Genomic DNA, 15,934 nt, shown 5'->3' on the forward strand with positions numbered 1-15,934 from the left:
CATGGCCAGGGATTACGTTCGCCGCAGCCCGCCCAAAAAAAAGGGCGGCAATAAAAAGCGTTCTGCCGGTCGCGGCCGGGCGCCGGAGCGGCGTGTTCCCTGGCTGGCCATTCTGTTTGCGCTGCTGCTGTTTGGCGGCCTGGGCTACCTTATCCATCTGATCAAGGGTTCGGCCGGCGACCCTCCGTCCGCCGAGCCTGCCCGGGTGCAACAGCAGGCGCCGGCAAAAAAGGTCAATCCCATCGATCAAAAGCCGGTGGAGAAGTGGCGTTATATCGAGCAGCTGGAAAACAAGGAAGTGGTGGTGAGCGTGCCCACGCCCGCCAACGAACGTAAAAAGCCCGAGGCCGCGCCGGCCAAAATCTACTATATGCAGTGCGGCTCGTTCCGCTCCGCTTCTCAGGCGGAGCAGCTCAAGGCCCGCATCGCCTTTCAGGGCCTGAGCTCCGAAGTGAAGCGCAGCGAGGGCAGCAACGGCATCTGGTATCGGGTGGTCATGGGCCCCTACAACAGCAAGCGCAAGGCCGACCAGGCCAAGCACAAAATGAGCAGCATCAACACCGGCTGCATTCTGCTGCAGGGCTGAGGCTCAGCCCGCCGCCCGGCGGGCAATCCGCACCGACTGTCAAACAACCGACACTGCGTCGCAACTGCAGGGTTGAAGTTTTTCTCACCCGCCCCCATCTTCGTGAACATGACATTCTCGCCGGTTCGGCCGGCAACACCGTCAAGTGAGGTTCACAGTGACAACAATCGTTTCAGTTCGCCGTAACGGCAAAGTGGTTATCGGTGGCGATGGCCAGGTTTCCCTGGGCAATACCGTGATGAAAGGCAACGCCCGCAAGGTACACCGCCTGCACAACGGCAAGGTACTGGCCGGGTTTGCCGGTGGCACCGCCGACGCCTTTACCCTGCTGGAACGCTTTGAGGCCAAGCTGCAGGCCCACCAGGGCAACCTGGAACGCGCCGCCGTGGCGCTGGCCAAGGACTGGCGAACCGATAGGGCCCTGCGCCGGCTTGAAGCCCTGCTGGCGGTGGCCGATGAGAAGCACTCCTTTATCATTACCGGCAACGGCGATGTGGTGCAGCCCGAACAGGACCTGATCGCCATCGGCTCCGGCGGCCCCTTTGCCCAGTCCGCCGCCCGCGCCCTGCTGGAAAACACCGACATGGACGCCCGCGACATCGTGGAAAAGGCCCTCGCCATCGCCGGCGACATCTGCGTCTACACCAACGGCAACCAGACCGTCGAAGAACTCGATTACGGCCGCTAAGGCGGGCCGCTGCAACAGGATTACATTATGTCTGAAATGACCCCGAGAGAAATCGTCCACGAGCTGGACCGTCACATTGTTGGCCAGAGTGAAGCCAAACGCGCCGTGGCCATCGCCCTGCGTAACCGCTGGCGCCGTATGCAGCTCGAGCCCGAGCTGCGTCAGGAAGTGACCCCCAAGAACATTCTGATGATTGGTCCCACCGGCGTAGGCAAGACCGAAATCGCCCGCCGCCTGGCGAAGCTGGCCAACGCGCCCTTTATCAAGGTGGAAGCGACCAAGTTCACCGAAGTAGGGTACGTGGGCAAGGAGGTAGACTCCATCATTCGCGATCTCACCGACATCGCCATGAAGATGACCCGTGAGCAGCAGGTAGATAAATACCGCCACCTGGCCGAGGAAGCCGCAGAGGAACGGGTCCTCGACGCCCTGCTGCCCAACCCCCGCAACAGCTGGGGTGAGGAAGAAAAAGCCGACAACACCGGCAGCCGGCAGATCTTTCGCAAGAAGCTGCGCGAAGGCAAGCTGGACGACAAGGAAATCGAAATCAATGTCGCCGCGCCGCAAATGGGCGTGGAGATCATGGCCCCGCCGGGCATGGAAGAAATGACCAACCAGCTGCAGGGCATGTTCCAGAACCTGGCCGGCAACACCAGCAAGCAGCGCAAGATGAAGATAAAAGAAGCCTTCAAGCTGCTGGTGGAAGAAGAAGCCGCCAAGCTAGTAAACCCGGAAGAGCTGAAAGAGCAGGCCATTCACGCGGTGGAAAACCACGGCATCGTGTTTATCGATGAATTCGACAAGATCTGCAAACGCGGCGACAGTTCCGGCCCCGACGTATCCCGCGAAGGCGTACAGCGGGATCTGCTGCCGCTGATTGAAGGCAGCACCGTCAACACCAAGCACGGCATGGTGCGTACCGATCACATGCTGTTTATCGCGTCCGGTGCATTCCAGGTGGCCAGACCGTCCGACCTGATTCCGGAGCTGCAGGGCCGTCTGCCCATTCGGGTCGAGCTGAGTTCACTCAATACCGAAGACTTCGAGCGCATTCTTACCGAGCCCAGCGCTTCGCTCACCGAGCAGTACAAGGCGCTGCTGGCCACCGAGAACGTCTGTGTGGAGTTCACTGACGAGGGCATTCGCCGTCTGGCCGAAGCCGCCTGGCGAGTCAACGAAACCACCGAGAACATCGGTGCCCGCCGTCTGCACACCGTGATGGAGCGACTGCTGGACGAACTCTCTTTCGAGGCGTCCGACAAGTCCGGCGACACCATTACCGTGGATGCCGACTACGTGGATCGCTATCTCAAGAACCTGGTGGAAGACGAGGATCTGAGCCGCTTTATCCTCTGATTCATATGATTCCGGGAGCGGTCACATCATTGTGATTGAAAACCGCTCCCGCCCCCTTATACTGGAAGTTACCTTGTCTCAGGCGCGGCTGACTCCATGGAATACAATACTTCTGAACTGTGCGATACCTACATTGACATGGTCGACGTTGTCGAACCCATGTTCTCCACTTTTGGCGGACGCAGCTCTTTTGGCGGCGTAGTCACCACCATTAAATGCTTTGAGTCCAACGGGCTGATCCTTGAGGCGGTAAAGCAAAGCGGCGTGGGCCGGGTATTGCTGATCGACGGTGGCGGCTCGTTGCGCCGGGCACTGATCGATGCCGAGATTGCCGAAACAGCGGCAGAAAACGGTTGGGAAGGTATTGTCTGCTATGGTTGCGTGCGCGAGGTCGACGCCCTGGAAGACACCGATATCGGCATTCAGGCGCTGGCCTCCATTCCGGTGAGTGCCGACGACAGCGACATCGGCGAGATGGACGTACCGGTAAATTTCGGCGGCGTCACCTTCCTGCCGGAAGATCATCTCTACGCCGACACCACCGGCATTATTCTTTCCCCGGAAGCTCTGGATATCGAATAAGTATTGAATAACTATCGAATAACAAAAACGCCGGCTTTTAGCCGGCGTTTTTTATGAAAGCTTGCGTCGCGTGAACGAAATCAGGCGCTCTCTTCTACCTGGTCAATCTTGCCCAGCAACGCCTGCAGGCGCTCCTGCCAGGCCTGGTGCTGCTGACGCAGCTGCTGGTTTTCGTCGCCCAGCTTGCCGTTCTGCTCTTTCAGCTCGTCCACTTCCATTTGCAGCAGAGAAATGGTGTCCACCGCGGTCTGGATTTTGGCTTCCAGCTTCTCCAGTACATCAAAAGACATGTGCTAACCCCTGTAATTCACGTTTCCGGCCATCCGGCCCCTCAGCCCCGAGCATACCTTGGGCCCGCGCGGACAACAAGATGCCACACAGGGCGGAAGGCCGTTTGCCGTAAAATTATGCCGGACGCGCCAACAGCCGTCTCAGATATTCTGACTCATATCGAGCGACGGCTTCTCGGAGCCCGGCCGGCCCACCACCCGGGCCGGTACGCCGGCCACGGTCGTGTGAGCCGGAACCGGCTCCAGCACCACGCTGCCGGCACCGATCTTGGCTCCGGTACCCACTTCGATGTTGCCGAGAATCTTGGCGCCGGCGCCAATCATCACACCCTCACGGATCTTGGGATGACGATCGCCGCATTCCTTGCCGGTGCCGCCCAGGGTCACGCCCTGCAAAATGGAGACATCATCCTCGATCACCGCGGTTTCCCCCACCACAATGCCGGTGGCGTGGTCAAACATGATGCCCTTGCCGATACGCGCCGCCGGGTGCACATCCACACCGAACACCACCGAAATCTGGTTTTGCAGATAGGTGGCCAGGGCGCGCCGGCCGTGACGCCACAACCAGTTGGCAATACGATAGCCCTGCAGGGCGTGAAATCCCTTGAGGTAAAGCAGGGGGGTGGAAAACAGCTCAACCGCCGGATCCCGCTCCTGCACGGCGCAGATATCGGTGGCGACCATGTCCAGAATGGCGGGCTCCTCATCCAGCGCCACCTCGATAATTTCACGCAGGGAAATGGCTGGCATCACCAGGCTTTCCAGCTTGTTGGAGAGAATAAAGCTCAGGGCGCACTTGAGGGTGTCGTGATTGAGAATGGTCGAGTAAAAAAAGCTGCCCAGCATGGGCTCTTCCGCAATCATTCGCTGGGCTTCTTCGCGAATACTCAGCCAGGTTCTGGATTGAATACCGTCTTCCATGGGTAAAACCTTGTTTTTAAAATGTATGTTCACTCGTTTTCGAGTCTATCTCGACAGGCACAGCCGACACAGGATCCATATGGATGATAATGTCCGCTTCGGGAAACAGCAGGCGCAGCTCCCGCTCGGCCTCCTCGGCGATGCCGTGGGCACGGACCAGGGGCTGATGATCATCAAGCTCCAGGTGAAGCTGAATAAATCGGGTCCGGCCCGACCGCCGGGTGCGCAGATCATGCAGCCCATGCACCCCTTTCACCGCCAGACAGCCTTCAATAATGCGCTTTTGCTCTTCATCGGGCAACCGTCTGTCGAGCAACATTTGGGCGGAGTCGTAGCCGATTTTAAGGGCCCCGTGCAGAATATGGCCGCCGATCAGCACCGCAAACAGGCCGTCGGCCCAGTGCCAGCCATACCAGGACAGCACAATGGCCAGCAATACGGCGAGGTTAAGCAAAATGTCACCCCGGTAGTGCAGCTGGTCGGCCTTGATGGCCAGCGACTGGGTACGGCGAATAACGTATTGCTGAAAGGCAATCAGGCCGCCGGTAAGCACCAGCGAAAACACCATGACCCAGATGCCGGCTTCGGGCCGGCTGACCTGCTCGGCATTGAGCAGCCGCGAAATGCCGTTGATCACCAGAAATACCGCCGAACCGCTGATAAAGGCCGACTGGGCCAGGCCGGCCAGGGATTCGGCCTTGCCGTGACCAAAGCGATGATCCTCATCGGGAGGCACCAGGGCATAGCGAATGGCCATCAGGTTGATCAGTGAGGCGCTGATATCAAGCAGGGAGTCGGTGAGCGAAGCCAGCATGCTGGCAGAGCCGGTATAAAACCAGGCAAACAGTTTGGCGATGATCAGCAGCCCGGCCACCACGGCGGCGGAGATGGCCGCCGTGGTCACCAGGCGCGAATAGTGTTGGGTCATGAAACGGCCGGTGGAAAAATTTGGGTCATTATAACCCCTCGTCACCGGTCGTCAGTGTTTGCAGCCAAAATTCAAGGCTGCAAGGATCAGAGATCACTCATCAGCTCTTCCAGCTCTTCACGGCGGTCTTCCATCAGATGGTAGAGTTCAAAGGCATCCTGGGCCAACAGCGACAGGCAAATGGGCACACCAGCCTGCTCTTCACAGACCAGTTCCATGCAGCATTCACCACGACGAAACAGCACCTCATCGAGCGGAACTGAAAAATGCTGCTGCCGCTCGGCAATCTCCACCTCCAGCTCACCATCCGGATGCAACACTATCTGTGCCCTGGGGTGTTCGGCATCCACCAAGGTACAGTTAAATCGTCTGTTCAGCATGGCACTTATCCTCCTGGTTGACGGCATTCCGACCCCAAGTGTAGGCCAGGCTGCTCAATAAACAACCAGAACGAAAAAGTGTCATGTCTAGGCCGGCCGGGCACCGGCAAAGCCCTGCTGACGCCAGGCTTCATAACTGATCACCGCCACCGCATTGGAGAGGTTGAGGCTGCGGCTGTCGGGCTGCATGGGAATGCGAATGCGGCAGCCGGGCTCGATGCTTGCCAGCACCTCATCGGGAAGGCCCCGGGTCTCGGGGCCGAACAGCAGAACGTCACCGGGCTGATAACTCGCCTCGTGATGATGGCGACTGCCCTTGGTGGTACAGGCAAAGATGCGTCGCCCGGCCATGGCCTTCACAAAGGCGGTGTAGCTGGCATGGACGGTGATGCGACCGTAATCGGCGTAATCCAGCCCGGCCCGGCGCAGGCGTTTTTCATCCAGGCTGAAGCCCAGCGGCTCGATCAGGTGCAGCCGGCAGCCATTGTTGCGCACCAGCCGCATGATGTTGCCGGTGTTGGGGGCGATTTCCGGCTCATAAAGCGCAATTTCAAACATTGAATTATTTCTCCGCAGGCAGGGCGTCGGGAACAAACAGACGGCGGCCATCAAGCTGCCACCAGGCCCAGCCCAACGTCAGGCCCCGGGCCGCCATAAAGCACAGCATGGCCAGCCAGAGGGCGTGGTTGCCAAGTCCCTGGGTCAGCCACCACACCGGAAAGAACACCCCAAGAGTGGACACCAGCATCATGTTGCGCATGGCTCTGCCCTGAGTGGCACCGATAAAAATACCGTCCAGCACAAAGCACCAGCACGACACCAGGGGCATGGCCACCAGCCAGGGCAAAAAGCGGTAGGCCTGTTCGCGAACTTCAGCCAGAGTGGTGATTTGGCGCACCAGCTCGTCGCCGGCCAGCGCAAATACCAGGGTAAAGCCCACCGCCACCAGTGCGCCCCAGAACAGATTAAGAGCACAGGCCAGCCGAAAGCGCGCCCGGCAGCCCCGGCCGATGGCCTTGCCCACCATGGCTTCAGCGGCGTAGGCAAAGCCGTCCATGCCATAGGAGATAAACATCAGAAAGTTCATCAGCACCGCATTGGCGGCCACTATGGTGTCTCCCAGCCGGGCGGCCTGGAAGGTCATGAACACAAAAGCGAGCTGAAGGCACAGCGCCCGAATGAAAATATCCCGGTTCAGCCCCAGCAGGCGGCGAAAGGCGCTGCCGCTGAGCGTGTTCTGCCAGAAGCCGGGGGCCGGACGCAGTCCACGTCGTTTAAGGGTGCGCCATACCAGCCAGGCACCGAGCGCTGTGGCGGCATAGTCGGCCAGCACCGATGCCGCTGCCGCGCCCTTTACCTGCCAGCCCAGCCCCACCACAAACCAGATATCGAGCACAATGTTGGCACCATTGCCGAGGATCAGCAGCGCCATGGGTGCTCTGGCATTCTGATTGCCCAGCAGCCAGCCCAGCAATACCAGATTGGTAAGCGCCGCCGGCGCGCTCCAGATGCGCACACTCACATACTGCCGGCCATATTGCTCCACCTCGGCACTGGCCCCGGCCAGGCTGAAGGCCAGCTCGATAATGGGGGTCTGCAGCAGCACCAACGCCAGTGCCAGCCCCCAGGCCAGCAGCAGTGCCCGGGCCAGTACGCTCAGCAGTCGTTGCTCGTCCCTTGCGCCAAAGGCCTGGGCGCTAAGCCCGGTGGTGGACATGCGCAGAAAGCCCAGCAAAAAGAACAGCAGGCTGATGATGGTAGCACCCACCGCCACCCCGCCCAGGTAATAGGCCTGCTCCAGGTGACCGATCACCATGGTGTCGACCAGTCCCAGCAGCGGCACGGTAATGTTGGACAGCACCATGGGCAGCGCCAGGGCAAACACCCGGCGATGCCGGTCGGCATTAAAAAAGGAAGTTTTCAAGAATGACTCGAACAGCTAAAGATGAGGGAAATCAGCCGCGCCAGCGGGCGATGATGCGTTCCAGATCCTGCAGCAGCAGCTGGCCGTCCACCAGAGGAATGCCGCTGCCCTCGTCAAATACCGGGCGGAATGAGGCATGCAGCTGAGCGTCGGGATTGATCAGCGCAATGGAGGCCGAATGGTCCACCAGATAGTCCTGCTCACCGCGCTCATGCACACCGTAAATCAGCCCCAGTTGCTGTACCGCCGGCATCAGCTGGGCATGCTCGGCGGTGGCGGCGATAAAGTCCGGATTGAAGTGTGCGGTGTAGGCCTTGAGCCGCTCGGGCGTATCCCGGCCGGGATCGGCGGAAACAAATACCACCTGCGTCTTGTCGCTCAGCCGGGTCAGCTCGGGATAAATCCGGGCCAGATCCGATAGTGTGGTGGGGCAGATGTCCGGGCAGTAGGTATAGCCCACAAACACCAGGCTCCAGTGATCCTGAAAGCGCTGCTCGGTAAAGGGCTGGCCTTCGGCGTCGGTCAGCGCCATGGCCTTCAGGGGCCTTGGCTCGGGGTAGACCACCACCGCTTTGGTCAGGGTATTGGCCCGATTGTTGTACCAGGCAATACCACTCAGGGTCCCCGCCACCAGCAGGGTCAGCGCCAGTAACCAAATCAGCTTGCTCGTGTTAGCCATAGTCTATCCAGTGATCCGCCAGAATAAGGACAAACAGCCACATCAGGTGACTGATTGAAAAGCGGAAACATTGTAATGCGGTTTGTGGCCCGGGTCTAAATTTGAGCCGCCAGGCCCACTGCACAAAGCGCAGGTTGAGCGCCAGCGAGCCCAGCAGATAGGCCGGCCCCGACATGCCCACTACCCAGGGCAGCAGACATACCAGAGTCAGCAGCAGGGTATAGAGCAACAAACAGGTCTTGGTGAATGCGATGCCATGGGTCACCGGCAGCATGGGGATCTCGGCCCTGGCGTAATCGTCCCGCCGGTGAATGGCCAGCGCCCAGAAGTGGGGCGGCGTCCAGGTAAAGATGATCATCACCAGCAGCAGGGCATGGCCGTGAAACTCGCCGCTGACCGCGGTCCACCCCAGCAGGGGGGGCATGGCCCCGGCCAGCCCGCCAATCACGATATTTTGCGGCGTGGCCCGCTTCAGCCAGACGGTATACACCACGGCGTAGCCCAGCAACGACGCCAGGGTCAGCCAGGCGGTGAGGGCGTTGACCAGCAGCAGCAACACCGCCAGCCCCGAGGCCGACAACGCCAGGGCAAAGGCCAGTGCCGGCGCGGTAGCCACACGCCCCTGGGCCACCGGCCTGTGATGGGTGCGCGCCATTTTGAGGTCGATGCGCCGGTCCAGTACATGATTGATGGCCGCCGCCCCCCCGGCCATCAGGCCAATGCCCAGGGTGGCCGCCACCACCGTCGCGGGTGACGGCAGTACCTCGGTCAGAAACATGCCGACCACGGCGGTGAGCAAAATCAGTGCCACCACCTTGGGCTTGGTCAGCGCAAAATAGTCCCGCCAGACTCGTGCTCCCGTCGCGGATATTGCCAGGCTCCGTGCCATATTGCCTCCCTGTGGCGCTCCAGGCGCTCTCCCGTTCCCGTTACTATCAGCAGCAACACAGCGGCGCCGCCGTTATGGGCCACCGCCACCCACAGCGGCAGGTGCAGTACCACATTGGCCACCCCCAGCGCCAGCTGCAGCAACACCATGGCCCCCATCGCCAGTCCCCACCCCCGCAGCCCGGGCCGGCGGGCCAGCCGCCAGGCCAGGGCCAGCAGCAACACCGCCGTCACCATGGCCCACAAGCGATGGGCCGCGTGTATGGTGGTCCGCTCCGCCTGGCTCAACACGCCATACTGATAGGTCTCCGCCGGCATGCCATGAGGGTGAAAGGCGCTCCATTGCCACTGGCCGGCCCAGTCATCCTGGCACACCGGCAGCTCGGTACAGGCCATGGCCGCATAGTTGGCGGCGGTCCAGCCACCCAGCGCAATTTGTAGTACCAGGGCCACCAGTGCCAGCCGAAACAGCCCGCTCAGGCCGCCTACGTCGGGCCGCGGGCCGGTGTTCGCCCTGCCCCGGCACAGCATCCAGAACAACAGCGACAATATGGTAAACCCGCCCAGCAGATGCCCCATGACCACAAAGGGCAGCAGGTTAAGGGTAACGGTGAGCATGCCCAGAGTGGCCTGGCCCATCACCAGTGCCAGCAGAACAAAGGCCGGCAACCGGTAGCGACGGTGCGCCGGCCTGAGCGAGCCCAGCGCCATCAGCAATATGGTCAGCCCGAGGGTGCCGGCGGCGTAGCGGTGGATCATTTCATTGCGTGCCTTGGTTACTTCCAGGGGCGCATCGGGAAAGCGCTCGGCGGCCAGGGCGTGCTCACCGGCGGTGGCGGGTACATAATGAAAACCGTAACAACCGGGCCAGTCCGGGCAGCCCAGGCCGGCATCGGTGAGCCGGGTATAGGCTCCCAGCACCACCACAACCAGGGTCAGTACAAAGGCGAATGCGCAGAGCTTTTGCATGGCCCCCTCCCTACCCGGCTCGGGAAAACTTGAGCAGGCGGCGCAGATCCTGCAATAACAGCCGGCCGGTGCCGAGGTCCTGCTGCTCGTTCCCCACCAGGGGGTAGCGCATGATCAGCATGCCCGGCGGATCGGCAATATACACAAAGCCGGCTTCCAGCATGTCACTGGCGGGCTGCTGTACCACTGTCACTCTTTCTGCGTCCCGGCCCAGCGCCAGATCCAGGTTGTTGAGCAGCTGGCCGGCGGATTCGCAGTAGTCACAGTCATTTGGGGTGGTCAGCACCAGCCGCCACTGTGTTGCCTCGTCGATGTGCCCCTGCACCCATTCACCCTGCCCCCGGGTGCCGGCGGTAAACCAGCCCTGCTCCAGCACCAGCCAGGCCAGTGCCAGCGGCAACAGAAAAACCCCCAATAATGCCAGTACCGGTTTATGCTTCATGTCGCCTCCCATTCCACCACCAGGCCGCCAGCCAGATGGCGATGGTCATGGCAAACCATTGCACCGCATAGCCCAGGTGCTTTTCCGGCCCCATCACCACCGGCTGCCAGCTGCCGGCATCAATATCGGTTTTCAGTACCATGGGCAGTACCGGCTGACCCCAGCGACTTGCCAGCGCCTCGGTATCCAGACTGGCGATGCGCCGGAACTGACTATCCCCACCGGTGCTGCCCAGCTCAAGGGGCGGCTGCCAGGGTCGCACCAACACCCCTTCTACCAGCACGACCGCATCATCAAAGGCGTCTACCTGCGGCAGCTGGCGGCGATCCGCATCGGCCGGCAGCCAGCCCCAGTCCACCGCCAGCAGTCCCTGGGGTGTCTGCAGCGGCCGGATCAGCCGGTAACCGGGACGGCCCTGCTCAATCTGGTTGTCGAGAAACAGCTCGCCCCCGGCCAGAAACACGCCACCGGCCCGCAGCCGGTAACCAAAGGGCTGTTGCATGGCCACTGCTTCCTTCAGCTCCAGCTCAACCTGGCTGCGCTGCTCCCACTCCTGCAGCAGCCGGCGTTTTTCATCGGCCCGGGACAGCTGCCACACGCCCATGAACACCATCAGCCCTGTCATGGCTGCCGTCAGTACCAGTAATCCACCGCGCTTTCCTATACTCAAGGCGTCCGTCCTTTGTCCTGAGTGTCATCCATGTTATTGAAACTGCTGGTTTTACTCTTGTTGCTGCTGATGATTGGCAATCTGATGCTGGGCTTGCGCGCCATGCTGCACCGGCGGGATCCGGCGCTGATGGCCCGCTATATCGGCCGCCGTCTCTGGCTGGCCGCCATCATTCTGGCCCTGCTGATCCTTGCCCTGGCGAGCGGCCTGCTGGTCCCCAACCCCACGCCTTACTGAGCACCAAACGAACCCTTACAAAATATAGACAAACACAAACAGGCACAGCCAGACCACGTCCACAAAATGCCAGTACCAGCTGCTGGCCTGAAAGCCAAAATGCTGGGCCGGGGTAAAGTGCCCCTTGCTGACCCGAAGCCACATGATGAACAGCATCAGGGTGCCGAGGGTGACGTGGGCGCCGTGAAAGCCGGTAAGCAGAAAAAAGGTGTTGCCGTAAATACCGGAGTCGAGGCGCAGTCCCAGATCCTGATAGGCATGCACGTATTCCCAGATCTGCAGCGACAGGAACAGGCCCCCCAGCAGTACGGTGGCCCCCAGCCATTGCTTCAGCCGGCTGCGCTGCTCCTGCAACAGGGCCAGGTGGGCGGCATGAACCGTGACCGACGAGGTCAGCAGTATGATGGTATTGACCAGCGGCAGCCCCAGCCACCCCATGGCGGAGGTCTCAGTGCCCCCCGGCGTGGTCAGCAGGGGCCAGACCGCATCGAACTCGGGCCACAGCACCTCGTGGGTCATGGCGTTGTTACCGGCGCCCCCCAGCCAGGGCACCGCCAGTATGCGGGCATAGAAGAGGGCCCCGAAAAAGGCACCAAAGAACATCACTTCCGAAAAAATGAACCAGGTCATGCCCTGACGAAAGGAGCGATCCATCTGATCGCTGTACAGGCCCTGATGAGACTCGCTGATGACGTTGGAAAACCAGCCAAACAGCATAATGGTCATCACCAGGGTGCCGGCGCAAAACACCACGGGTCCGGCGATGCCGGCGATGCCCGCGGCCCACATGCCCGCCCCCGAGGCCAGCAGAAACAGCCCCAGCGCCCCCACCACTGGCCAGGGGCTTTGCGCCGGCACATAATATTTTTCCGTTTTGACCGCCATGCTCGCCTCCTTGTCAGCCTTGCCCGGCCGCCTGCTCGCTGATGTCGTAAAGGGTGTAGGACAGGGTGAACACCTCAATATCGTCAGGCAGAGCCTCGTCCACATAGAAACTCATGGGCATCACCGCTTGCGCCCGGCCATCCAGAGGTTGCTCCTCAAAACAGAAACACTCGGTCTTGCGCAAATAGCCCGCCGCCCGCCCCGGCGATACCGAGGGAATGGCCCTCAATACCCGACTGTCCACCCTCGGGTTGGTCACGGTAAAGTCGACTCTGTGCATCTCCCCCGGGTGCACCTGCAGCCGCTGCACCGAGGGCGAAAACTCGCCGCTCAGGCCGGTGTGCTGGTAGGTGATGAACTCCACCGTCACCAGCCGCGCCGCGTCCACATGCCGGGCGGCCACCGCCGCCGTGTCGTCGGTTTTGCCGTTGAGCCCGGTAATGTCGCAGAAGACGTCATACAGGGGCACCAGCGCGAAGCCAAAGCCGAACATGGCGACGGCCACCAGTCCCAGGCGCCGGGCCTTTCTGACCGTATTCATCAGTCCACCTTCGGCGGGTTTTCAAAGGTGTGATAGGGAGCCGGCGACGGCACCGTCCATTCCAGCCCTTCGGCGCCGTCCCAGGGCCTGGCCTCGGCCTTGACGCCACCACGAATGCATTTAACCAGCACCACCACAAAAATCAGCTGAGACAGGCCAAAAGCGAAACCGCCAATGCTGACCAAGGCATTGATATCGGCAAACTGCAGTGAATAGTCGGGAATTCGCCGAGGCATGCCGCCCAGCCCCAGAAAGTGCATGGGGAAAAACAGAATGTTCACCGACACCACCGAGCACCAGAAATGCCATTTGGCCAGGCGCTCGTCAAACATGTGGCCGGTCCACTTGGGCAGCCAGTAGTAGGCCGCCGCCATGATGGAGAACACGGCCCCGGATACCAGCACATAGTGGAAGTGCGCCACCACAAAGTAGGTGTCGTGATACTGGAAGTCGGCCGGGGTAATGGCCAGCATCAGGCCGCTGAAGCCACCGATGGTAAACAGCACGATAAAGGCCAGGGCAAACAGCATGGGCACTTCAAAGCTGATGGAGCCCCGCCACATGGTGGCTACCCAGTTGAACACCTTGACCCCGGTGGGCACCGAGATCAGCATGGTGCAGTACATAAAGAACAGCTCCGCCGCCACCGGCATGCCCACGGTAAACATGTGGTGGGCCCACACCAGAAAGCTGAGCCCGGCAATGGAGGCGGTGGCATACACCATGGAGGCATAACCGAACAGCCGCTTGCGGCTGAACGCCGGCACGATGGCCGAGATAATGCCGAAGCTCGGCAATATCATGATGTACACCTCGGGGTGGCCAAAGAACCAAAAGATATGCTGAAACAGCACCGGGTCCCCGCCCCCTGCCGCCTCAAAGAAGCTGGTGCCGAAATACTTGTCGGTCAACACCATGGTCACGGCACCGGCCAACACCGGCATCACGGCGATCAGCAAAAAGGCAGTGATCAGCCAGGTCCAGCAGAACAGTGGCAGCTTCATCCAGGTCATGCCCGGCGCCCGCAAGTTCCATATGGTAACAATTACGTTGATCGCCCCCATGATCGAGCTGATGCCCATAATGTGAATGGCGAACACGAACAGGGCGGTGCTGTCGGGGCCATAGGTGGTGGACAGCGGCGCGTAGAAGGTCCAGCCAAAGTTGGGGCCGCCCCCGGGCACGAACAGCGAGCTCAGCATCAGCACAAAGGCAAAGGGCAGTATCCAGAAGCTCCAGTTGTTCATGCGCGGCAGCGCCATGTCGGGCGCGCCAATCATCATGGGAATCATCCAGTTGGCCAGCCCCACAAAGGCGGGCATGACGGCACCGAACACCATAATCAGGCCATGCATGGTGGTCATCTGGTTAAAGAAGTTGGGCTCCACCAGCTGCAGCCCGGGCTGAAACAACTCGGCCCGGATCACCATGGCCATGGCCCCGCCCACCAGAAACATGGTGAGACTGAACAACAGATAGAGAGAGCCGATGTCCTTGTGGTTAGTGGTAAACAGCCAGCGACCAATGCCTTTGGCAGGACCGTGATGGTGCTCTTCGTCCATCAGGTGAATGTCCGCGGTTTCCGTGCGATCCATCTGTGCCATGCTGCCCCCTATTGTTCCTGTCTGGCCTGGTGAATGTCTTTGGGCTGCACCAGATCGCCGGTATCGTTACCCCAGGCATTGCGTTCATAGGTGATCACCGCCGCCAGCTCCTTGAGCGCCAGCTGCTTGTCAAAGCTCTGCATGGCGGTGCCCGCCTTGCCGTACAGCACGATGTCGATGTGACCGGCTCTGTCATTCAGCACCAGCTCGCTGCCCTTGAGCGCCGGAAAGGCACCGGGAATGCCTTCACCACCGGCCTGGTGACAGGCGGCGCAGGCCTTTTGATACACCTGCTCACCCAGACTCATCAGCTCGTCCCGGCTCATGTCCATGGCCAGCAACTCCTGCTCGGCAGCCTTGGCGGCGGCCTGCTCCACCTTGATCTGCGCCAGCCAGCCGTCAAATTCTTCCGGCGTGCGGGCATCCACTACTATGGGCATAAAGCCGTGATCCTTGCCGCACAGTTCGGCGCACTGGCCCCGGTACAGGCCGGGCTGATCGATACGAGTCCAGGCTTCGTTGATAAAGCCGGGAATGGCGTCTTTCTTGACTGCAAAGGCCGGCATCCACCAGGAATGGATCACGTCGTCCGAGGTGATCAGAAAGCGCACCTTGCGGTCGGTGGGCAGCACCAGGGGGTTATCCACCTCCAGCAGGTAATTTTCGCCCTTGCCCACCTGGCCGCTGATCTGTTGCGGCAGGGTCGCCAGCAGGCTGTAAAACTCCACGTTTTCATCAAAGTAGCGGTAGTGCCATTTCCACTGGGAGCCGGTGATCTGCACGGTAAGATCCGGCCTGGAGGTGTCTTCCATCGCCACCAGGGTTCTGGTGGCGGGAATGGCCATGGCAATCAGAATAAGAAAGGGAATGATGGTCCAGAGGATTTCGACTTTAGTGCTTTCGTGAAACTGGGCCGCCCGGGCCCCTTTGGACTTGCGATGGTGAATAATGGCCCAGAACATGGCCCCGAATACCAGCAGACCGATCACCGCGCAGATGGTGAGAATGGTCATGTGCAGGCCATACACTTTCTGGCTGATTTCGGTGACCCCTTCGGTCATGTTGAGACGGGCTTGCGCCCTCACGGGCAGGGTTGTCAGCAAGGACAACAGCAGCAAAATCGGCTTCACGTGCACCCCCATCGTTTCGTCCTTTAAACCGAGGTACCTGAATTCGGAATCGGTCTGGGCCGAACGACAGCATCCCTTCCATTCGGCTGACTCTAAGTAAAGCAGCAGTTAAGGAAATGTAAAATATAAAGAAATGAGGGATTGGGGATTGGGGATTGGGGATTGGGGATTGGGGATTGGGGATTGGGGATTGGGGATTGGGGATTGGGGATTGGCAGGTCAGCCTTGAAG

The 15,934-nt window shown here is 60.6% G+C and carries 20 protein-coding genes; 5 read left to right on the forward strand and 15 right to left on the reverse strand.

All coding sequences use genetic code 11. The features are described from left to right. Position 1: 1 nt before the first annotated feature. The 4 genes from Q9290_RS10925 to rraA all read left to right on the forward strand — a co-directional run bounded on the left by Q9290_RS10925 (position 2) and on the right by rraA (position 3,212). The gene (locus Q9290_RS10925; protein WP_306079685.1) at positions 2–586 is read left to right on the forward strand and encodes an SPOR domain-containing protein; all 585 of its coding nucleotides are present in this window, start codon (positions 2–4) and stop codon (positions 584–586) included. Positions 587–743: 157 nt separating this feature from the next. Continuing rightward, a complete protein-coding gene (gene hslV / locus Q9290_RS10930; RefSeq protein WP_306079686.1) occupies positions 744–1,274 on the forward strand; it encodes an ATP-dependent protease subunit HslV in 531 nt (176 codons plus the stop codon). 27 nt (positions 1,275–1,301) lie between these two features. Further along, a complete protein-coding gene (gene hslU, locus Q9290_RS10935; RefSeq protein ID WP_306079687.1) occupies positions 1,302–2,630 on the forward strand; it encodes an HslU--HslV peptidase ATPase subunit in 1,329 nt (442 codons plus the stop codon). A gap of 96 nt (positions 2,631–2,726) precedes the next feature. Next, complete coding sequence (gene rraA, locus Q9290_RS10940) at positions 2,727–3,212, forward strand: ribonuclease E activity regulator RraA (protein ID WP_306079688.1); 486 nt, start codon at positions 2,727–2,729, stop codon at positions 3,210–3,212. Between the two features lie 80 nt (positions 3,213–3,292). Here the strand turns inward: rraA and Q9290_RS10945 are convergent, their stop codons facing one another. The 11 genes from Q9290_RS10945 to Q9290_RS10995 all read right to left on the reverse strand — a co-directional run bounded on the left by Q9290_RS10945 (position 3,293) and on the right by Q9290_RS10995 (position 11,306). Further along, positions 3,293–3,502, reverse strand: coding sequence for a cell division protein ZapB (locus Q9290_RS10945; protein WP_306079689.1), 210 nt, complete (start codon positions 3,500–3,502; stop codon positions 3,293–3,295). A gap of 141 nt (positions 3,503–3,643) precedes the next feature. Beyond that, on the reverse strand, positions 3,644–4,426 hold the full coding sequence (gene cysE / locus Q9290_RS10950) for a serine O-acetyltransferase (protein ID WP_306079690.1): 783 nt from the start codon (positions 4,424–4,426) through the stop codon (positions 3,644–3,646). Between the two features lie 16 nt (positions 4,427–4,442). Then, positions 4,443–5,354, reverse strand: a complete 912-nt coding sequence (gene fieF / locus Q9290_RS10955) for a cation efflux pump FieF (RefSeq protein WP_306079691.1) — start codon at positions 5,352–5,354, stop codon at positions 4,443–4,445. An 86-nt stretch (positions 5,355–5,440) separates the two neighbouring features. Further along, positions 5,441–5,734: a hypothetical protein gene (locus tag Q9290_RS10960; protein ID WP_306079692.1), complete on the reverse strand. Its 294-nt coding sequence runs from the start codon at positions 5,732–5,734 to the stop codon at positions 5,441–5,443. 87 nt (positions 5,735–5,821) lie between these two features. Further along, a complete protein-coding gene (locus Q9290_RS10965; RefSeq protein ID WP_306079693.1) occupies positions 5,822–6,292 on the reverse strand; it encodes a tRNA (cytidine(34)-2'-O)-methyltransferase in 471 nt (156 codons plus the stop codon). 4 nt (positions 6,293–6,296) lie between these two features. After that, positions 6,297–7,658, reverse strand: coding sequence for an MATE family efflux transporter DinF (dinF, locus tag Q9290_RS10970; protein WP_306079694.1), 1,362 nt, complete (start codon positions 7,656–7,658; stop codon positions 6,297–6,299). Between the two features lie 31 nt (positions 7,659–7,689). Then, positions 7,690–8,337, reverse strand: a complete 648-nt coding sequence (locus Q9290_RS10975; RefSeq protein ID WP_306079695.1) for an SCO family protein — start codon at positions 8,335–8,337, stop codon at positions 7,690–7,692. Then, on the reverse strand, positions 8,330–9,226 hold the full coding sequence (gene cyoE / locus Q9290_RS10980; RefSeq protein ID WP_306079696.1) for a heme o synthase: 897 nt from the start codon (positions 9,224–9,226) through the stop codon (positions 8,330–8,332). Before cyoE ends, Q9290_RS10975 begins: the two co-directional genes overlap by 8 nt. Beyond that, on the reverse strand, positions 9,163–10,194 hold the full coding sequence (locus tag Q9290_RS10985; protein ID WP_306079697.1) for a COX15/CtaA family protein: 1,032 nt from the start codon (positions 10,192–10,194) through the stop codon (positions 9,163–9,165). The genes cyoE and Q9290_RS10985 overlap by 64 nt, the downstream gene beginning before the upstream one ends. Before the next feature lie 10 nt (positions 10,195–10,204). Continuing rightward, positions 10,205–10,636: a hypothetical protein gene (locus tag Q9290_RS10990; RefSeq protein ID WP_306079698.1), complete on the reverse strand. Its 432-nt coding sequence runs from the start codon at positions 10,634–10,636 to the stop codon at positions 10,205–10,207. Next, a complete protein-coding gene (locus Q9290_RS10995; RefSeq protein WP_306079699.1) occupies positions 10,626–11,306 on the reverse strand; it encodes an SURF1 family protein in 681 nt (226 codons plus the stop codon). The genes Q9290_RS10990 and Q9290_RS10995 overlap by 11 nt, the downstream gene beginning before the upstream one ends. 30 nt (positions 11,307–11,336) lie before the next feature. On the opposite strand from Q9290_RS10995, the gene Q9290_RS11000 reads away from it, so the two are divergent. Next, entirely contained in the window at positions 11,337–11,543 is a 207-nt protein-coding gene (locus Q9290_RS11000) for a DUF2909 family protein (protein ID WP_306079700.1), read from the forward strand. Positions 11,544–11,558: 15 nt separating this feature from the next. Here Q9290_RS11000 and Q9290_RS11005 read toward each other — a convergent pair whose 3' ends face one another. From Q9290_RS11005 to coxB, 4 genes are read right to left on the reverse strand one after another with little or no spacing between them, the layout of a single operon-like run. After that, complete coding sequence (locus Q9290_RS11005; protein ID WP_306079701.1) at positions 11,559–12,428, reverse strand: cytochrome c oxidase subunit 3; 870 nt, start codon at positions 12,426–12,428, stop codon at positions 11,559–11,561. A gap of 13 nt (positions 12,429–12,441) precedes the next feature. Continuing rightward, the gene (locus Q9290_RS11010) at positions 12,442–12,969 is read right to left on the reverse strand and encodes a cytochrome c oxidase assembly protein (protein ID WP_306079702.1); all 528 of its coding nucleotides are present in this window, start codon (positions 12,967–12,969) and stop codon (positions 12,442–12,444) included. Then, positions 12,969–14,564, reverse strand: coding sequence for a cytochrome c oxidase subunit I (gene ctaD, locus Q9290_RS11015; RefSeq protein WP_306079884.1), 1,596 nt, complete (start codon positions 14,562–14,564; stop codon positions 12,969–12,971). The genes Q9290_RS11010 and ctaD overlap by 1 nt, the downstream gene beginning before the upstream one ends. Positions 14,565–14,581: 17 nt before the next feature. Continuing rightward, on the reverse strand, positions 14,582–15,715 hold the full coding sequence (gene coxB, locus Q9290_RS11020) for a cytochrome c oxidase subunit II (RefSeq protein WP_306079703.1): 1,134 nt from the start codon (positions 15,713–15,715) through the stop codon (positions 14,582–14,584). Positions 15,716–15,934: the final 219 nt, after the last annotated feature.

Source organism: Oceanimonas aquatica (assembly GCF_030732065.1).
In the GTDB taxonomy this organism is placed as follows: Bacteria; Pseudomonadota; Gammaproteobacteria; order Enterobacterales; family Aeromonadaceae; genus Oceanimonas.

Coding starts and splice junctions, on each gene's coding strand:
- Q9290_RS10975 (WP_306079695.1), bottom strand. CDS start 8,337: ATGGCTAACACGAGCAAGCTGATTTGGTTACTGGCGCTGACCCTGCTG.
- Q9290_RS10990 (WP_306079698.1), bottom strand. CDS start 10,636: ATGAAGCATAAACCGGTACTGGCATTATTGGGGGTTTTTCTGTTGCCG.
- cysE (WP_306079690.1), bottom strand. CDS start 4,426: ATGGAAGACGGTATTCAATCCAGAACCTGGCTGAGTATTCGCGAAGAA.
- hslU (WP_306079687.1), top strand. CDS start 1,302: ATGTCTGAAATGACCCCGAGAGAAATCGTCCACGAGCTGGACCGTCAC.
- Q9290_RS10960 (WP_306079692.1), bottom strand. CDS start 5,734: ATGCTGAACAGACGATTTAACTGTACCTTGGTGGATGCCGAACACCCC.
- cyoE (WP_306079696.1), bottom strand. CDS start 9,226: ATGGCACGGAGCCTGGCAATATCCGCGACGGGAGCACGAGTCTGGCGG.
- Q9290_RS10985 (WP_306079697.1), bottom strand. CDS start 10,194: ATGCAAAAGCTCTGCGCATTCGCCTTTGTACTGACCCTGGTTGTGGTG.
- fieF (WP_306079691.1), bottom strand. CDS start 5,354: ATGACCCAACACTATTCGCGCCTGGTGACCACGGCGGCCATCTCCGCC.
- Q9290_RS10925 (WP_306079685.1), top strand. CDS start 2: ATGGCCAGGGATTACGTTCGCCGCAGCCCGCCCAAAAAAAAGGGCGGC.
- Q9290_RS11010 (WP_306079702.1), bottom strand. CDS start 12,969: ATGAATACGGTCAGAAAGGCCCGGCGCCTGGGACTGGTGGCCGTCGCC.
- Q9290_RS11000 (WP_306079700.1), top strand. CDS start 11,337: ATGTTATTGAAACTGCTGGTTTTACTCTTGTTGCTGCTGATGATTGGC.
- rraA (WP_306079688.1), top strand. CDS start 2,727: ATGGAATACAATACTTCTGAACTGTGCGATACCTACATTGACATGGTC.
- ctaD (WP_306079884.1), bottom strand. CDS start 14,564: ATGGATCGCACGGAAACCGCGGACATTCACCTGATGGACGAAGAGCAC.
- Q9290_RS11005 (WP_306079701.1), bottom strand. CDS start 12,428: ATGGCGGTCAAAACGGAAAAATATTATGTGCCGGCGCAAAGCCCCTGG.
- Q9290_RS10965 (WP_306079693.1), bottom strand. CDS start 6,292: ATGTTTGAAATTGCGCTTTATGAGCCGGAAATCGCCCCCAACACCGGC.
- Q9290_RS10945 (WP_306079689.1), bottom strand. CDS start 3,502: ATGTCTTTTGATGTACTGGAGAAGCTGGAAGCCAAAATCCAGACCGCG.
- coxB (WP_306079703.1), bottom strand. CDS start 15,715: ATGGGGGTGCACGTGAAGCCGATTTTGCTGCTGTTGTCCTTGCTGACA.